General features: G+C 41.6%; 13 protein-coding genes and 1 pseudogene. 9 read left to right on the top strand and 5 right to left on the bottom strand.

All coding sequences use genetic code 11. The features are described from left to right. Nucleotide 1 precedes the first annotated feature (1 nt). Nucleotides 2–775, top strand: a complete 774-nt coding sequence (locus G630_RS0103210) for an ABC transporter ATP-binding protein (protein ID WP_026497734.1) — start codon at nucleotides 2–4, stop codon at nucleotides 773–775. 26 nt (nucleotides 776–801) lie between these two features. Here G630_RS0103210 and G630_RS0103205 read toward each other — a convergent pair whose 3' ends face one another. The 3 genes from G630_RS0103205 to G630_RS0103195 form a co-directional block, all read right to left on the bottom strand. Next, the gene (locus G630_RS0103205; RefSeq protein ID WP_022761504.1) at nucleotides 802–1,239 is read right to left on the bottom strand and encodes an aspartate carbamoyltransferase regulatory subunit; all 438 of its coding nucleotides are present in this window, start codon (nucleotides 1,237–1,239) and stop codon (nucleotides 802–804) included. A 108-nt stretch (nucleotides 1,240–1,347) separates the two neighbouring features. Then, nucleotides 1,348–2,304, bottom strand: coding sequence for an aspartate carbamoyltransferase (pyrB, locus tag G630_RS0103200; RefSeq protein ID WP_026497733.1), 957 nt, complete (start codon nucleotides 2,302–2,304; stop codon nucleotides 1,348–1,350). Between the two features lie 86 nt (nucleotides 2,305–2,390). Further along, nucleotides 2,391–3,419: a DUF5050 domain-containing protein gene (locus G630_RS0103195; RefSeq protein ID WP_022761506.1), complete on the bottom strand. Its 1,029-nt coding sequence runs from the start codon at nucleotides 3,417–3,419 to the stop codon at nucleotides 2,391–2,393. Nucleotides 3,420–3,565: 146 nt separating this feature from the next. On the opposite strand from G630_RS0103195, the gene G630_RS0103190 reads away from it, so the two are divergent. From G630_RS0103190 to G630_RS0103165, 6 genes are all read left to right on the top strand, one after another. Then, nucleotides 3,566–5,185, top strand: a complete 1,620-nt coding sequence (locus tag G630_RS0103190) for a DUF815 domain-containing protein (RefSeq protein ID WP_196805744.1) — start codon at nucleotides 3,566–3,568, stop codon at nucleotides 5,183–5,185. A gap of 34 nt (nucleotides 5,186–5,219) precedes the next feature. After that, nucleotides 5,220–6,764, top strand: a complete 1,545-nt coding sequence (locus tag G630_RS0103185; protein WP_022761508.1) for a Ppx/GppA phosphatase family protein — start codon at nucleotides 5,220–5,222, stop codon at nucleotides 6,762–6,764. A 60-nt stretch (nucleotides 6,765–6,824) separates the two neighbouring features. Continuing rightward, nucleotides 6,825–8,993 (top strand): RNA degradosome polyphosphate kinase, encoded by a 2,169-nt coding sequence (locus G630_RS0103180; RefSeq protein WP_026497731.1) that lies wholly within the window; start codon nucleotides 6,825–6,827, stop codon nucleotides 8,991–8,993. A gap of 54 nt (nucleotides 8,994–9,047) precedes the next feature. Next, nucleotides 9,048–9,632 carry a Maf family protein gene (locus G630_RS0103175; protein ID WP_022761510.1) on the top strand — a complete coding sequence of 195 codons (585 nt, stop codon included), beginning with the start codon at nucleotides 9,048–9,050 and terminating at the stop codon, nucleotides 9,630–9,632. A 50-nt stretch (nucleotides 9,633–9,682) separates the two neighbouring features. Next, entirely contained in the window at nucleotides 9,683–9,937 is a 255-nt protein-coding gene (locus G630_RS0103170) for a hypothetical protein (protein ID WP_022761511.1), read from the top strand. A 164-nt stretch (nucleotides 9,938–10,101) separates the two neighbouring features. Continuing rightward, nucleotides 10,102–11,334 carry a leucine-rich repeat domain-containing protein gene (locus tag G630_RS0103165; protein ID WP_026497730.1) on the top strand — a complete coding sequence of 411 codons (1,233 nt, stop codon included), beginning with the start codon at nucleotides 10,102–10,104 and terminating at the stop codon, nucleotides 11,332–11,334. Between the two features lie 82 nt (nucleotides 11,335–11,416). Here G630_RS0103165 and G630_RS24530 read toward each other — a convergent pair whose 3' ends face one another. Then, nucleotides 11,417–11,581 (bottom strand): hypothetical protein, encoded by a 165-nt coding sequence (locus G630_RS24530; RefSeq protein WP_022761513.1) that lies wholly within the window; start codon nucleotides 11,579–11,581, stop codon nucleotides 11,417–11,419. Between the two features lie 245 nt (nucleotides 11,582–11,826). Between G630_RS24530 and G630_RS20515 the strand changes: the two genes are divergently transcribed. Next, on the top strand, nucleotides 11,827–13,938 hold the full coding sequence (locus tag G630_RS20515) for a helicase-related protein (protein WP_049946066.1): 2,112 nt from the start codon (nucleotides 11,827–11,829) through the stop codon (nucleotides 13,936–13,938). A 2-nt stretch (nucleotides 13,939–13,940) separates the two neighbouring features. Beyond that, nucleotides 13,941–14,879: a DMT family transporter gene (locus G630_RS0103145; protein WP_330363747.1), complete on the top strand. Its 939-nt coding sequence runs from the start codon at nucleotides 13,941–13,943 to the stop codon at nucleotides 14,877–14,879. A gap of 653 nt (nucleotides 14,880–15,532) precedes the next feature. Here G630_RS0103145 and G630_RS25300 read toward each other — a convergent pair. Next, nucleotides 15,533–15,688, bottom strand: a pseudogene (locus G630_RS25300) (IS110 family transposase); the annotation flags it as partial.

The raw sequence follows: 15,688 nt of genomic DNA, 5'->3' as shown, positions 1-15,688 counted from the left end.
TATGCTGGAACTGAAATCAATTTATAAAAATTACAATCCCGGCACTGTCAATGAGATGTGCCTCTTTGATGACTTCAATCTGATAGTTCCGGATGGACAGTTTGTTGCTGTAGTTGGAAGTAATGGTTCAGGCAAGACCTCAATGCTCAATATCATCTGCGGATCGATTCAGGCCGACAGAGGAGAAATACTTGTCAATGGTGAAAATATCACCAATGAGCGTGACTATCAGAGACATAGAACAATAGGCAGAGTTTACCAGGATCCATCAAAGGGAACATGTCCGTCCATGAATATTCTGGAGAATATGTCCATCGCTGATAATAAGGGCAAGATTTTCGGACTTCAGGCAGGCGTTAATCATAAGCGAAAGGATTATTACAGAGATCTTCTGAAAAGCCTGGGACTTGGCCTTGAGGATAAACTGTATACAAAGGTTGGTTCTCTTTCAGGTGGTCAGCGCCAGGCTGTGGCGCTTCTTATGAGTACGATGACACCGCTTGAGTTTCTTATTTTGGACGAGCACACTGCTGCGCTCGATCCTAAAACGGCGGATATCATTATGGAACTTACGGATAAAATCGTCAGAGAGAAAAAGGTTACAACCATTATGGTTACTCATAACCTTCGATATGCTACGGAGTATGGTGACAGACTTCTGATGATGCATGAAGGATCAATAATTCTTGATAAATCAGGTGAAGACAAGAAAAAGATGAAGCCTGAAGAAATAATGCATTTGTTCAATGAAATCAGTGTTGAATGCGGTAACTGAGATTATAAAAAAGGCGCTAAGAGCAATCAGCTCTTAGCGCTTTCTGTATATTTCTCATCGCAGTATTTACAGCGATATATTTCTTTTTCTTCATCAGCCAGGTAGAAGATATGCGGAAGCTCCTGCTCGATTGAAGAGATGCATCTGGGATTGTGACATTTTATAACATTCTTTATCTCGTGAGGAAGGAAAAGGGCTCTCTTTTCAACAATCTCACCTTCTTTAATTACATTTACGGTTATGTTATGGTCGATGAAAGCCAGAACCGCAAGGTCCAGAGTATCGATATCGCACTCAACCTTCAGAATATCCTTCTTGCCCATAACATTGCTTCTTGCATTTTTTATGATGGCAACGGTGCAGTCCAGTCTGTCGAGTCCCAGATGATGATAAATCTGCATGCTGCGTCCGGCTTTTATATGATCTAAAACGAAACCTTCTTCGATTTTTCCTACATTAAGCATATTGTATCCTTTCTTTGTTAATTACTTGCCTTCCCCCTAGGGAGGTAAGTAAGAGCCATACTTGCCTTCCCCCTAGGGGGAAGGTGGCACGAAGTGCCGGATGAGGGGTCACCACTCTCGTAACAATCCATGATTCATATGTGCATCGGTCTTATCAAGGAGAGTCAGTATCAAAGCCATTCTCACATACAATCCATATTGAACCTGCTTGAAATATGCAGCTCTCGGATCCTTGTCCACTTCAACTGAAATCTCGTTTACTCTGGGAAGCGGATGGAGGATATGCATATCCTTTTTTGCTAACTCCATTTTTTCCTCATTGAGTATGTAGAAATCGCGCAGGCGAATGTAGTCCTCTTCATTGAAGAAACGCTCTTTCTGCACTCTGGTCATGTATAACAGATCCAGTCTTGGCATTACGTCTTCAAGCTTTATTACTTCTTCATACGTTATGTTGTTTTCCTTTAACATTTCTGTGATGTAATCCGGAACACGAAGTTCGTTAGGAGAGATGAAAATAAAATGGATATCCTTGTAACGAACAAGTGCATTTATAAGAGAATGGACGGTTCTGCCGAATTTAAGATCGCCGCAGAGACCAATAGTGAAACCTGAAAGAGTTCCGTGTAAGGAACGAATTGTTAGCAGATCTGTAAGAGTTTGGGTAGGGTGGTGATGACCGCCGTCGCCGGCATTAATAACAGGAATAATGGAATTCGCCGCAGCTACCATCGGAGCCCCCTCCTTGGGATGACGCATGGCACATATATCGGCAAAACTGGAAATAACACGGATAGTATCGGCGACACTTTCGCCTTTTGAAACGGATGAACTGGAGGCATCGGCAAAACCGATTATCTGACCGCCGAGTCTGAGCATTGCGGTCTCGAAACTGAGTCTTGTTCTGGTACTGGGTTCGTAGAAACAGGTTGCGAGGATATTACCGTCGCATTTGTGCGCATAGGCGCTCATGTTGCGCTCGATATCACCGGCTGTGTCAAATAATTCTTCAAGCTCCTCTACAGTGAAATCAAGCGGTCGCATCATGTGTCTTAGATTGTTCATCATAGATTCTGCACTCCCATATAAAACGGATTAGTTTTTTTCTTTAATCAATTATATATGTTTGTGCCAAGTTGTCTAGACCATTTTTACTTGTTCAGAGGAAGGAATGTGCTGACAACGTCGGAGCCGTCAACAGGAACGTGATACATTACATTCTCAACATCAAATGGCTTGAAATACAGATACTTCGAGGTGAGACTGAGAGCGTGGAAAATACCTTCAGCGATCACGGCATTGTTAGAGCCGTCAAGCTTCATGACTCTTAAAGTCTGATTGCCGGGTTCTGAAGTGGCGTAGAAGATATTGAATTCGTTCATGTTGTAAAAATCCACTCTGGAGTCGGTAAGTACACTGGTTTCGCCGCTGGAGAGATTTGTGCGGCAGAGCCTGTAATGATGAGCAGCATCGATGTAATAAACAAAACCATTCTGAACAATGGGCTGCCAGATATTACCACTCAGAAGAATGCTGGAAGTATCTTCTGAAAGAGTGTCCATAACGTGAAGATCGTGATCAAGATCAACACCGCTGTAATAGATTTTTCCGTCGAGGGCGCATGAGGGGTCAAGCTTTTCAGCTGTAACAAGGCTCTGGTTTCGCTCATCAATTCTTATTTTGTTCAGTCCTGCCTTATTACCGTTGTCAACGTTATAGTAGAGATAACTACCTACAAGCTGAACGGAGGAGATATATTCTCTGTCAAGAACCTCCTGCTTTTCACCGTCAAGCTGGCTTCGATATAAGCCATAGAAAACGGATACATTTCCAAGTCCTTTCAGCTTGCTGTTTGATACATTTTTCTTGGAGTAATCAAGGTAAAAGTAAATGTATTTACCTGCACCTACGATATGACTTGTATTCATGGAAGTAAGCTGCTTAACATCTGTTTCATCCGGATTCATGGAGTAGAGACAGTCATTTCCGAGAGGGTTTGAAAAATAAACCTTTCCGTCCATCTCAAGGAAAAGTCCGCCATTATAAAGATTGCCGGGAGTATTGCCCACGACATTTTCATCATTCATAGGAACACGTTTGGAAATAAAGTAAATTAACAAGCCTACAGTAATGGCTGTGATAAAGATTGAAAAAAATATAAGAAAGGTTCTGCTTTTCATAAAAGATCACCTCATAAGGGCTAAAACACGATGCAAATTTTATAAACTATATTTTATAAAGTATAACACGATTTTTAGCATGAATACCATTAACTTTCCCTTAAATTATGGTACAATTCTAATAACAAAATTAGGAGATTTTAGGTATGGATTTAAATGAACTTCGAAGTGATATAGACAAAATTGATTCAGAACTTATTGCTCTGTTTGAAAAGAGAATGACTGTCAGCGAGAAGATAGCTGATTACAAGATACAGGCTAAAAAAAGCATTTTTGATAAGGACAGGGAAAACCTGAAACTTGAGAAAGTAAAGTCACTTGCTACGAGCGACGAGAACAGGGAGCCTACAGGAGAGCTCTTTGAAAAGATCATGGAGATAAGCCGTAAGAGGCAGTATGAGAGGCTCTCAGCTAACGGCGTGACAGATGAAAATGCAAAGACCGATCCCGCATACAGGGAGCTTAATTCAAATAATAATTCATTGATACTATTTAGAAATGCGACAGATCAGCAGACTTATCTTCGCGACAATCTTGTAATTCTTTCGGATAAAAAACTTGCGGATGCTCATTTTTCTAAGGAAGAGCAGGAAGAGCTTATTCATTCCATGATGAGTATTCTGATTGAAGAATCTGCAAGACGTGGTTTTTACGGGAATCTTTGGCATACCTTTCTGGCACTTCTTCTTGTTTCAGATGAGAATGCATACAGCATGGCAGACGAGATGCGAGGAGACATGGGAGGAACGATAAAGGAACTTGCTCTTCATGATCTTTCCTGTTTTAAAAAATGGTTTGATATCGATTTTTCGGATATGACGGAAAGACTTCATGTGCCTGAGTTTAACTCTTTATTCACCTATGAGGTGGGGAGTGCTGAGAGTAAAGTGTTCAATACCAGAGTAAGGGACAGAATATGTGAACTTGCAGTTGATCTTGCCGGATGCTCTAATGCAGAGGAGATGCTTAAGGAACTGACATTATTCTACAAACACTACGGAGTCGGTAAATTCGGACTTCATAAAGCATTCAGGGTGAGACATGAAGATTCCGGCGCTGTCATAGAGCCAATCAGAAATATCAGACATGTGGAATTGAAGGATCTTGTAGGCTACGAGATTGCCAAACAAAAGCTGATTGATAACACGGAGGCTTTTGTTTCGGGGAAGAAGGCAAATAACTGTCTTCTTTACGGAGATGCCGGCACCGGAAAGTCATCAAGTATCAAAGCCATTGCCAATGAGTACTACGACAGGGGCCTTAGAATAATCGAAATCTATAAGCATCAATTCAAGGATTTGAATGATGTTATTGCACAGATAAAGGGACGTAATTACAAATTTATTATTTATATGGATGATCTCAGTTTTGAAGAATTCGAGACTGACTATAAGTATCTGAAAGCTGTCATCGAGGGAGGACTGGAAAAGAAGCCCGAGAACGTGCTCATCTATGCAACCTCCAACAGAAGGCACCTGATAAGGGAGAGTTTCAAGGATAAGCCTGCTGTACTTGATGATGACCTTCACAGGAATGATACGGTTCAGGAAAAGCTGTCACTGGCTAATCGCTTTGGTGTGACTATTTATTTCGGGGCACCCGAGATGAAAGAATACGATGAGATTGTCAGGGTACTGGCTGATCGGAACGGAATCGATATGCCTGAGGCTGAGCTTATTGCTGAAGCTCGCAAGTGGGAGATGAATCACGGTGGGCTCTCCGGCAGAACCGCTCAGCAATTCATCGATTATCTATTGGGTAAATGAATCATATCGGGCAATTGAAAACAGGGGGTAATATATGGCGACAGATGTATTTGCGGCAGTAGACATGGGCTCCTACGCTTTGGACATGAAAATATTTGAAATGTCGCAGAAAAAGGGAGTTAAGGAAATCGATCATGTGAGCCACAAAATCGACCTGGGAACGGAAACATATGCGACAGGTCAGATTTCTGCTACTCACATGGATGAGCTTATCAGAATTCTTACTGATTACAACAAGATCATGGAAGGCTATGGAGTTACGCGTTATCAGGCCTATGGAACGAGCGCGATGCGTGAGACCAAGGATACAGATACTGTCCTGGAACTCCTTAGACAGCGCACAGGGCTTGAAATAGATATTCTGAGTAATTCCGAGCAGAGATTTCTTGATTATAAATCGGTTGCTCTTAATAACGAACGATTTTTTAAATTCCTTGAAAAACCAACTGCTATTGTTGACGTCGGCGGAGGTAGTATCCAGATATCTCTTTTCGAGAATGATACCCTTGTGACTACTCAGCAGCTGCGGCTTGGTGTTCTTCGTCTATATTCCACTATGCAGCATATTCAGCCCGGTCACAGCAAGTTTCCGATGCTTGTGCAGGAACTCGTTGAATCCCAGCTGAATGTCTTTGCAAAGATGCATCTTAAAGACAGAAAGATAGAGAATGTTATTTTAATTGACGATTACGTATCACCTGTTCTGCAAAGAATAAACCTTGGTATGGAAGAAAAAGGATACGCATCGGCCAAGGAATTTGTGTATTATATGGGAACTTTGGCCAACAAATCTCTTACTGATATTTCCAAAAAGCTGGGCCTTCCACAGGATAATCTGATGCTCATGTATGTATCGGGACTTCTTGTGAGTAACATTGTTGCGATGCTTAAGGCAGAGACTATCTGGGCGCCCGGAGGGACACTCTGCGACGGTATCGCCTTCGAGTATGCCGAGAGGAAAAAATATATCAAGAGCTCCCATGATTTCGAGCAGGATATTGTTGCATGCGCACAGAACATTTCGCGAAGATACATGGGAAGTAAGCAGAGAAGTGAGACACTTCAATCAATAGCACTTAGTATTTTTGACAGCATGAAAAAGGTCCACGGATTGGGGAAAAGAGAACGACTGTTATTGCAAATCTGTACAATCCTTCATGACTGCGGAAAATATATAAGCATGGTTAATCTCGGTGACTGCTCCTACAACATAATAATGTCTACGGAGATTATCGGAATATCCCATCTGGAGAGATCGATAGTTGCCAATGTAGTAAGGTTTAATCATGACGATTTTGAATATTATAAGGGTGGAGGATACAGATTCCACGGAATAGACCACGACGCGTATCTTACCATCGCTAAGCTCACCGCTATCTTGAGAATAGCCAATGGCCTTGACAGAACTCATAAACAGAAGTTTAAGAATGTCAGAGTTGCAGTAAAGGACAAGGAACTTGAAATAACGGTTGATACCATGGCTGATATTTCCCTTGAAAAAGGTTTGTTCGGAGCAAGGGGAAGCTTCTTTGAGCAGGTATACGGAATAAAACCTGTAATACGACAAAAACGCTTTTGATGAATAAGACAGCAGTTACTTTTTACACATGATTGCCCATAGGGGCTTATGAGGGATAATATGGCAGCAAAAAAGAAAAATACAACTACAAATGAAAGCGGTATTCCTAATTTCTATAATGATGAGTACTACATTAACAGAGAGCTTAGCTGGCTTGCGTTCAACAGCAGATGTCTTTCCGAGGCAAAGGATAAAGCTACACCTCTCTTTGAAAAGCTGAAATTCCTTAGTATTACATCCAGCAATCTGGATGAGTTTTTCATGGTTCGTGTGGCTTCCCTTAAGGATATGATAAATGCCGGTTATAAGAAACCGGATATAGCAGGAATGTCACCAAAGCAGCAGTTGGATGAGGTCACCGATGCTGTTCATGATTTTGTTGTAGAACAGTATAAAATATACAACCGGCTGTTATTGCCGGAGCTTAGTGCAAACGGTGTTGAAATTGTAAAGGATTATAAAAAGCTTGCCCCTGAGGAAGCAGACTATATAGACAGGTATTTTGATGATTTCGTATATCCTGTTCTTACTCCGATGGCGGTGGATTCGTCGAGACCTTTCCCGCTTATCAGAAATAAGACATTGAATATCGGTGCGCTTGTCAAAGGTAAGGACAATGATGATGAGATGGAATTCGCCATGGTTCAGGTGCCTTCGGTTCTGCCCAGAATAATGGAAATTCCCGAGATCAGCGGCGTGAGAAAAATAATACTTCTTGAGCAGATTATAGAGAGAAATATTCATAAGCTTTTCCTTAACTATGATATCGTGTGCTGCCATCCCTTCAGAGTTGGAAGAAATGCAGATCTTTCAATTGACGAGGATGAGGCAGAGGATCTTCTGAAGGAAATTGAGAAACAGCTGAAAAGACGCCAGTGGGGACAGGCGATAAGACTTGAGATTGAGAAGGGCTTTGATAAGAGACTTCTTAAGTTGCTTGTTGACGAGCTTAAGGTTGAGCAGCGAGAGGTCTATACTGTAGACGGACCGCTTGATCTGACCTTCCTCATGAAGATGTATGGCATAGAGGGCTTCGACTATCTCAAAGAACATGGCTATAATCCACCGGCTCCGGTTATTCAGCTTCCGGCTGACAGGGATATCTTTGAGTGCATAAGAGAGGGTGATATTCTGATGCACCATCCCTACGAGAGCTTTGATCCGGTAGTAAGATTTGTGGAAACTGCCGCTTCAGATCCTGCGGTTCTTGCCATTAAGCAGACCCTTTACAGAGTAAGTGGTAATTCGCCTATTATTGCTGCTCTTGCGAAAGCGGCTGACAACGGCAAACAGGTATCTGTACTGGTTGAGCTTAAAGCCCGTTTTGATGAAGAGAATAATATCGTTTGGGCGAAGATGCTTGAGAAAGCAGGCTGCCACGTTATTTATGGATTAAAGGGACTGAAGACCCATAGTAAGATAACACTTGTTGTTAGAAAAGAAGAAGACGGTATCAGGCGTTATGTTCACCTGGCAACCGGTAACTATAATGACTCAACTGCAAAGCTGTACACTGACGTCGGTATGTTTACCTGCGCTGAAGCCTACGGCGAAGATGCTACCGCTGTATTTAACATGCTTTCCGGTTATTCTGAACCGGTAGTATGGAACAAACTGACACTGGCACCTTTGTGGCTTAAAGACAGAATTCTTGATCTGATCAAGAGAGAAGCAGATCATGCCAGAAACGGTGAGCCTGCGCATATCGTTGCTAAGATGAATTCAATATGTCATAAGGATGTTATCGCTGCACTCTATGAAGCAAGCAATGCCGGAGTAAAAATCGATCTTATTGTGAGAGGTATATGCTGCCTTAGGACCGGAATTCCCGGAATCAGTGATAATATAAGAGTTCGCTCCATAGTAGGTAACTTCCTTGAACATAGCCGTATATTCTACTTTGAAAACGGCGGAAGTCCTGAGTATTACGCATCAAGTGCTGACTGGATGCCAAGAAACCTAGAGCGCCGTGTGGAGATTATGTTCCCTGTTGAAAATCCCGCACTTCGGGAAAAACTATGGCATATTCTCGACTGCGAGCTTCGGGACAATGTTAAAGCTCATGTCATGAATGAAAAGGGCGAATATATCAAGGTAACAAAGAGAGGCGCGGATTCCCTTAATTCCCAGAAGCTTTTCGGTAATGAGGCAACCGAACTTGGAAAGCCTAAGAACATTACTGAAAGCAGAGTCTTCGAACCGGAATACAGGGACGACCACGGACTATAATATGCCTTCCCCAAAAGGGGGAAGGTGTCAGCGCAGCTGACGGATGAGGGTTAAATGAAATATATACTTGCATCAGGGTCCCCCAGAAGAAAAGAACTTCTGGGCTCCCTGGGGATAAATTTTGAAATAATACCCGCGACGGGTGAAGAAATCATAACGAGCGAAGTACCTTCGGAAGTTGTTACATCGCTTTCGAAGCAAAAAGCTAAAGAGATTTTTCATAAAGTTTTAAGAGATAATAAAGACACTGTCGTTGTAATTGGTTCAGATACCGTTGTATCATATAAAGAGAAAATACTTGGTAAGCCAAAGGATAGGAAGGATGCCGGGCAGATGATTTCGGACATCGCCGGAACAACGCATGAGGTGTACACCGGAGTAAGCGTTGTATACGGAGATAATTCCGATGAAAAGGAATTCACTTTTTATGAATGCACAAAAGTAAAAGTGTTCCCAATGTCAGAGGATGAAATAGAAGCCTATCTTGATACGGATGAGCCCTACGACAAGGCCGGAGCCTATGGAATCCAGGGGCTATTCGGAAAGTTTGTGGAAGGCATCGAGGGTGATTATAACAACGTGGTGGGACTTCCGCTCTCAAGGCTTTATCAGGAATTAAAAGCAAGAAACCTTATATAACCACTTTAAGCACGGGTACTTATTATCACCTGTGGGAAAGCGAGCTATGTATGCACGAATATGATGATGCGGTTTTAAATTGTTTTTTGGAAAATCAGGGACAGCTTTTTTCTGAAAATGTGGCTGAGTCTCCGGAGGAAGCAGAGGCCTTTCTTGAAGATTGCATGGCTGTAGTTGTGGATTCACCTGAGGAAGTAGAAGAATACTTTGAAGAAGCAGGCCTTGATCCCGGTGATGGGGATGTCATGGAAGCGTCAGAAGTGTTTGACATCGGTGATGGCAGATACCTTATTGTTGAAGGATAATATAATAACCAAAAGTTAATAAATACTTTAGGGAATATGCATTGTTTGTATATTCCCATTTTTTTACAATTAAATATGTGAAAGTGTTGTGATTTTGGCTGCTAAGTTACGATTAGCGTCTAATGCAGAAGGAATGTTTTTCACAGAAAAGGAGTTGATGGAAGATGAAAGAAGCAACAAGTAACAAAAAAGCTATAAAACGATTAGTAAGTAGTGTTATGGCATTGGCTGTGGCCCTCTGCATGTGCATGGTTGCTATGCCGATGAGGGCATTGGCTGTAGGCGAGGCTTTTATGATTGATAATACAGGCAATGTGAATGGTGCAACAGCTGATATTGGGAGTGGACAGCTAAAAGAAGGAACAAGAGCTGAACATATTGAGTATGATTTAAGTACAAGTACATTAACAATTAAAAATGCTCAGTTTAGTGATTTTGGATTTTCCGTATCAGGACAAACAATAAAGGTCATAGGAGATAATTCTACAGATTATTTAGGAATAACAGACGTGCCGCTAACAATAGAATTAACAGCAGGCTCTAATTTGACAATTGGATCATTCCGTATAGCAGGTACGGAAATATCATTAGGTGATGCCCAGCAACAAAATAAAATAATAATAAAAGGTGGCAAAATAGAAGGTGGAAAAATTGTTGCTACCGAACCTACTGAAGAAAAAGTTGACGATGGAATAAAAGTCGGCGATGAAGTCCAGGAGCCCGATAAGACACCCAAAGAATCCCCTACCTACAAAGTAGTTTCTACAGATGAAGATAATCGTTCAGTAACCTACGAGAAGCCTGCTGAAAATGCCAGCGGAAAAGAGACGGTTAAGGCTACGGTTACACTTGCGGATAAGAAAGAATATAAAGTAACAGGCATTGGTGAAGGTGCATTTGCTAACTTTGGTGGAAAAGATAATATCACCGGAATTGTTATCAGTGACAGCGTAGAAGAAATCGGAGCCGGTGCTTGTAAGGACTGTAAAAATCTTGAGTCAGTCAAGATTGGAAGCGGAGTAAAGAAAATCGGAGCTAATGCTTTTGCAGGCTGCGCAGCGCTTACCACTGCAGATCTTACCGATAACGTTGAAGAAATCGGTGCTTCGGCATTTTCAGATTGTGCTAAGCTTAAATCACTTACAATCGGTAAGAAGGTTAAGAAGATCGGTGCCAAGGCTTATTACAACTGCTCAGGATTAAAGAACATTAAAGTTAAGTCAACTTATCTCACCAAGAAGTCCAAGGTTGGGAAAAAGGCATTTTTCAAAATCAATAAGAAGGCTAAGGTTAAGGTGAAGATGAGCAAGGGTGATGCAAAGAAATTTAAGGTAAAGACAATCAAAGTCTTCAAAAACAAGAGCATTGGATATGTTAAGACATGGAAGGTAAGCTGATTTTCTGAATTGAAGAAATAAATAAAGCCGGTAGGCGTACTTGATAATCAAGCTGCCTGCCGGCTCTTTATTATATTAAGCTTCACCATACAAAGGTTACCGCATTAGCTACATCTTCAGTGATTGTGTTGTCTTTAACCAGCTTCTTAAGCCAGATGTCAAGGTTATCAGCCTTGTGGTTTGTCTGGATAAAGTGGATGCTTTTGCCTTCTACATTTGTTGAAAGAAAGAGTTCATACATATACATTGGTGAGAAACCTCCATTAAATAATTCTCTGTTTTTCTTTCATTCATCTTGGCCATTTGAATGTTCTTTTTCGCTTACAGAAGATATATCGATGGTCACCCTGAAAAACTTTAGCCTGTTTTTTAATGTTTTTTTTATTTTTTTTATAAGCTGTTTTGTGAAAATTATTTTCAAAAACAGCAATAGAAAATCCATATATGGTATCATGCATATAAACTAATATGACATATACATAGGAGTATTGAATGGCTTCTAAGAAGTATCAGAACAGGTTTGCCAGGAAAAAAGCAAAATTTAAAAATGAGATCAGAAATGCAGATGCAGCGTTCCCAAGGCAGGAGTTTGATGCCTATTGGGATAAGCATATAGCTGAAATAGGAAGGGACGTTCTTTTATTTTGCAGAAGCGCCCTTCGAACGGAGAGATTCCATGTTGACGGAAAGACGGCATATGGAAAAGTACAAAAGCAGGAGCTCTATAGAGGTAATATTGAAAAGTTCTGTAAACAGCTTTCGGGGAAAATGCATCCTTCGCTTCTTACTGAATTTTTCCCGGGAATTCCGCATGCAATTTACGAGCATTTACTTGAAGCACAAGATCCAGCCATAGTCACCTTTGTCTCTAAGACAAGAGAAAAAGCAGCTTCAAGGCTCATAATTAAGTATCTGAGAAAGACCAGGAAAATATGGGACTTAGTTACATATCTTCAGGATAATCTGACGGAAGAGGATGTGCTTATTGATCTTGGTAAAAATCCCAGATATAAATATTTGACTAAAAAGCTCATGCAGGCCATACAGGCGCAAAAGCTCCTCTATGAAAATATCCAGACTTCAACACCTGATGACCTTACAACGCTCTTTCCGCTTGCAAGGCAGATGAAGAGAAAGTTCATAATCCATATCGGACCGACAAATTCAGGAAAAACTCATCAGGCGATGGAAGAGTTAAAGAAGGCCGGGAGCGGAATTTATCTTGCACCGCTTAGACTACTCGCTTATGAGCAGTATGAGAGGATGAATAAAGACGGTGTTCCCTGTTCAATGATTACCGGTGAAGAGCGCATATTGATGCCGGGATCATACCATCAGGCATCCACCATTGAGATGCTTGATATCAAGGAAGAATGGGATATGGCTGTAATAGATGAAGCCCAGATGGTTGCCGATGAGCAGCGCGGAGGCTCCTGGACAACAGCTATTCTCGGAGTGAGGTCTAAACTTATTCATCTTTGCGCATCTCCTGATGCTGAGGATACTCTGATACAAATGATAGAATCCTGTGGTGATACCTATGAGATAACCTACCATGAGAGAATGACACCGCTTGTTATGGATGAAAATGCTGTGGATTTCAGCTTTCCCGAGGATGTACAAAATGGTGATGCGCTGATTGTTTTTTCAAGAAGAGATGTACACAGCGTAGCGGCAGAGCTTCAGGATAATGATATAAAATGCAGCATTATCTACGGGGCACTTCCTTATGATGTCCGTCACAGGGAAGCGGAGAAATTCGCGAGCGGTGAGACAGGTGTTGTAGTTGCTACGGATGCGATAGGAATGGGCATGAATTTGCCTATAAGGCGCGTTGTTTTTCTCCAGACAGTGAAATATGACGGAAAAGATGAGAGACCGCTCAACTCCTCAGAGGTAAAGCAGATTGCCGGAAGAGCCGGAAGATATGGGATTTATGACACAGGATATGTGACCTCATATTATGACTATGAAATTATAAAGAAGTTGTTGTTCAAAAAGACTGTTCCAATAGACAGGGCTATGGTCAGCATCCCGGAGGAGTTTTTATTAAAAGACGGTAAGGTATCCACAATTCTTGAACTGTGGAATCAGATACCGGCTAACGATTTTTATGATAAGGGAGACATCTCCGAAAAAATAAAAATTGCAAAGGCGCTTGAACAAATCGCCGATGACCGTGAACTGATAAGAAAGTTTATAAGAATTCCGGCAAGCCCCGACAACAAGGATACTTTTCCCGTATATCTTGAATATTACAAGGAGCTTTCAGAAGGCAAGATGCCTGACCTTAGGAAAACGATTAAGGCGTACAGGGCTGATAATGTTGACGAAGATGATAAGGAGGCCCTTCAGGTACTTGAGATAAGCAGTGCTATCTACGACTTTTTATATTCTTTCACGAGAATATTCGGAGAAGAGGAAGCGCTCTCGGTAATATTATCCGGAAAAAGAAAGATATCCGAAAAGATTTTCACAATTCTGGATAAGCAGAATCTAAGCCTCAGAACCTGCATATACTGCGGTAAGAAGCTAAAGTGGTCCTTCAAGTTCAACATGTGTCAGGAATGTTATCGAAAAAGACAATTACTTAGAAGACATTAATAATGAGTGCTATGAATAATAAAAAATCCATATGGGCATGGTTCCCCGTAACTTTGTTAACAGCCTTTTTTTGCTGTGTGTTATGGGGGAGCGCTTTGCCGGCAATTAAAATAGCATATGAACTGTTCAGGATAGGCCCTGATGATACTGCATCAAGGCTTATGCTTGCTGGAGCTAGGTTTTTTCTGGCAGGAATTATGACGATAGCATTCGGGTCTATAATCAACCGGAAAGTACTTGTTCCCGGAAAGGGTTCGACAAAGTATATTGTAGTGCTTTCCATGGTCCAGACCGTGGGACAGTATTGCTTCTTTTTTATGTCACTCGCTCATATCACCGGCGTGCGCGGATCGATAATAAATGCGTCGGGCAATTTCTTTGCGATTATTGTAGCGGTCTATCTGTTTCATTTTGAGAAATTTACACTGAGGAAATTTATTGGGTGTGTGGTAGGGTTTTGCGGAATACTTCTGATCTTTGGCGGAATAAATGCCTTTGGAAGCGAAGCGGTTACACTTCAAGGCGAAGGTGCGATGCTTACAGCAGCGTTTTTCTATGCGCTTTCATCGTGCTTTATCAAAATATATTCAAAGGAAGAAAGCCCGGTTGTTCTTAGCGGATATCAGTTCATGCTTGGCGGAGTAATTCTGTTTACAATCGGATTTTTCATGGGCGGGCACCTCATATTCGGAAGCGCAGCATGCGTGCTTAATCTTATATATATGGGATTTATTTCCGCCGGCGCTTATACCTTATGGGGAATTCTACTAAAGCATAATCCCGTTAGCAGAGTTTCAATCCTTGGATTCATGAACCCTGTAATGGGTGTTGTTCTGTCTGCGATACTTCTTGGCGAGAAAAATGAGGCATTCTCTGCCAGAGGAATCGTAGCTCTGGTACTCGTAGCGGCAGGCGTCGTGATAGTTAATAGAAAAGAGTAAGATGAAAGTAACTACAGCAGAAAAATATGCCCCTGAGTATGATGTGGATAAGATTTTGCCAGAGCTGAATTAAATCAACTATTAAGAATACTTTCTCTATTGCTTAATACATATTTTAGATTATATCCTGTAAAATAAAGGTATGACTTGCATTTGTGATATGAGGGGTATTTGTATTGAGTGAAAAAAAGGTATTGACAGGCAGGATGAATGAACGGAACGGAACACCCGTCAACTGCAGCCAATCAGCCTTCGCTTATAGCCCGGCTTCTTGGGTAGTTTTGAGATGGGCGCTGTTACCCAAATCAGAGATTGTGACAGCGCTTCTGGTACAGCACGATTATTGTGCCCTTTTGGGGGCTAAAATAGAATATATTAATGATGGATAACCGTCGAATAAGACAGGGGTTAGAGCCCTGTCTTATTCGACGGCTTTTTGCGTTGTGTAACATGGCTTTGCGGCAGCCATAACAGTCGTGAATAAGAAGTAAAGTCCAGCGGTGAAATGTCAACCCAGGAATGAATAAAATTCGCATTATTTTTATGTCATTCGCAAAAGGTTAAAAACACCTACCTAAGCCCCGCCGATCTGCGTAAAAAAAGAGGATTACATGGCCGGGCGTAGACGGAAAATCCTCATCTACAGGGATGAGTTACCTTTCTACGTATAGACGATTGTCTTTCAGCAGTCGAAAGACTAACCGCACAAGTTTACGGGCAGTTAACGCAAGTGCACGTTTATGCTGGTACTTATTCACCTCATTATATTTGAGGTGGTAGAAGCGGCTGTACTCTGCATCGCATCTTAC

Origin of the sequence: Butyrivibrio sp. WCD2001 (assembly GCF_000424485.1) — a bacterium.
Taxonomy (GTDB): Bacteria; Bacillota; Clostridia; order Lachnospirales; family Lachnospiraceae; genus Butyrivibrio.
The sequence above is the reverse complement of the archived record's forward strand: the minus strand, read 5'-3'. Positions and strand labels throughout refer to the sequence as shown.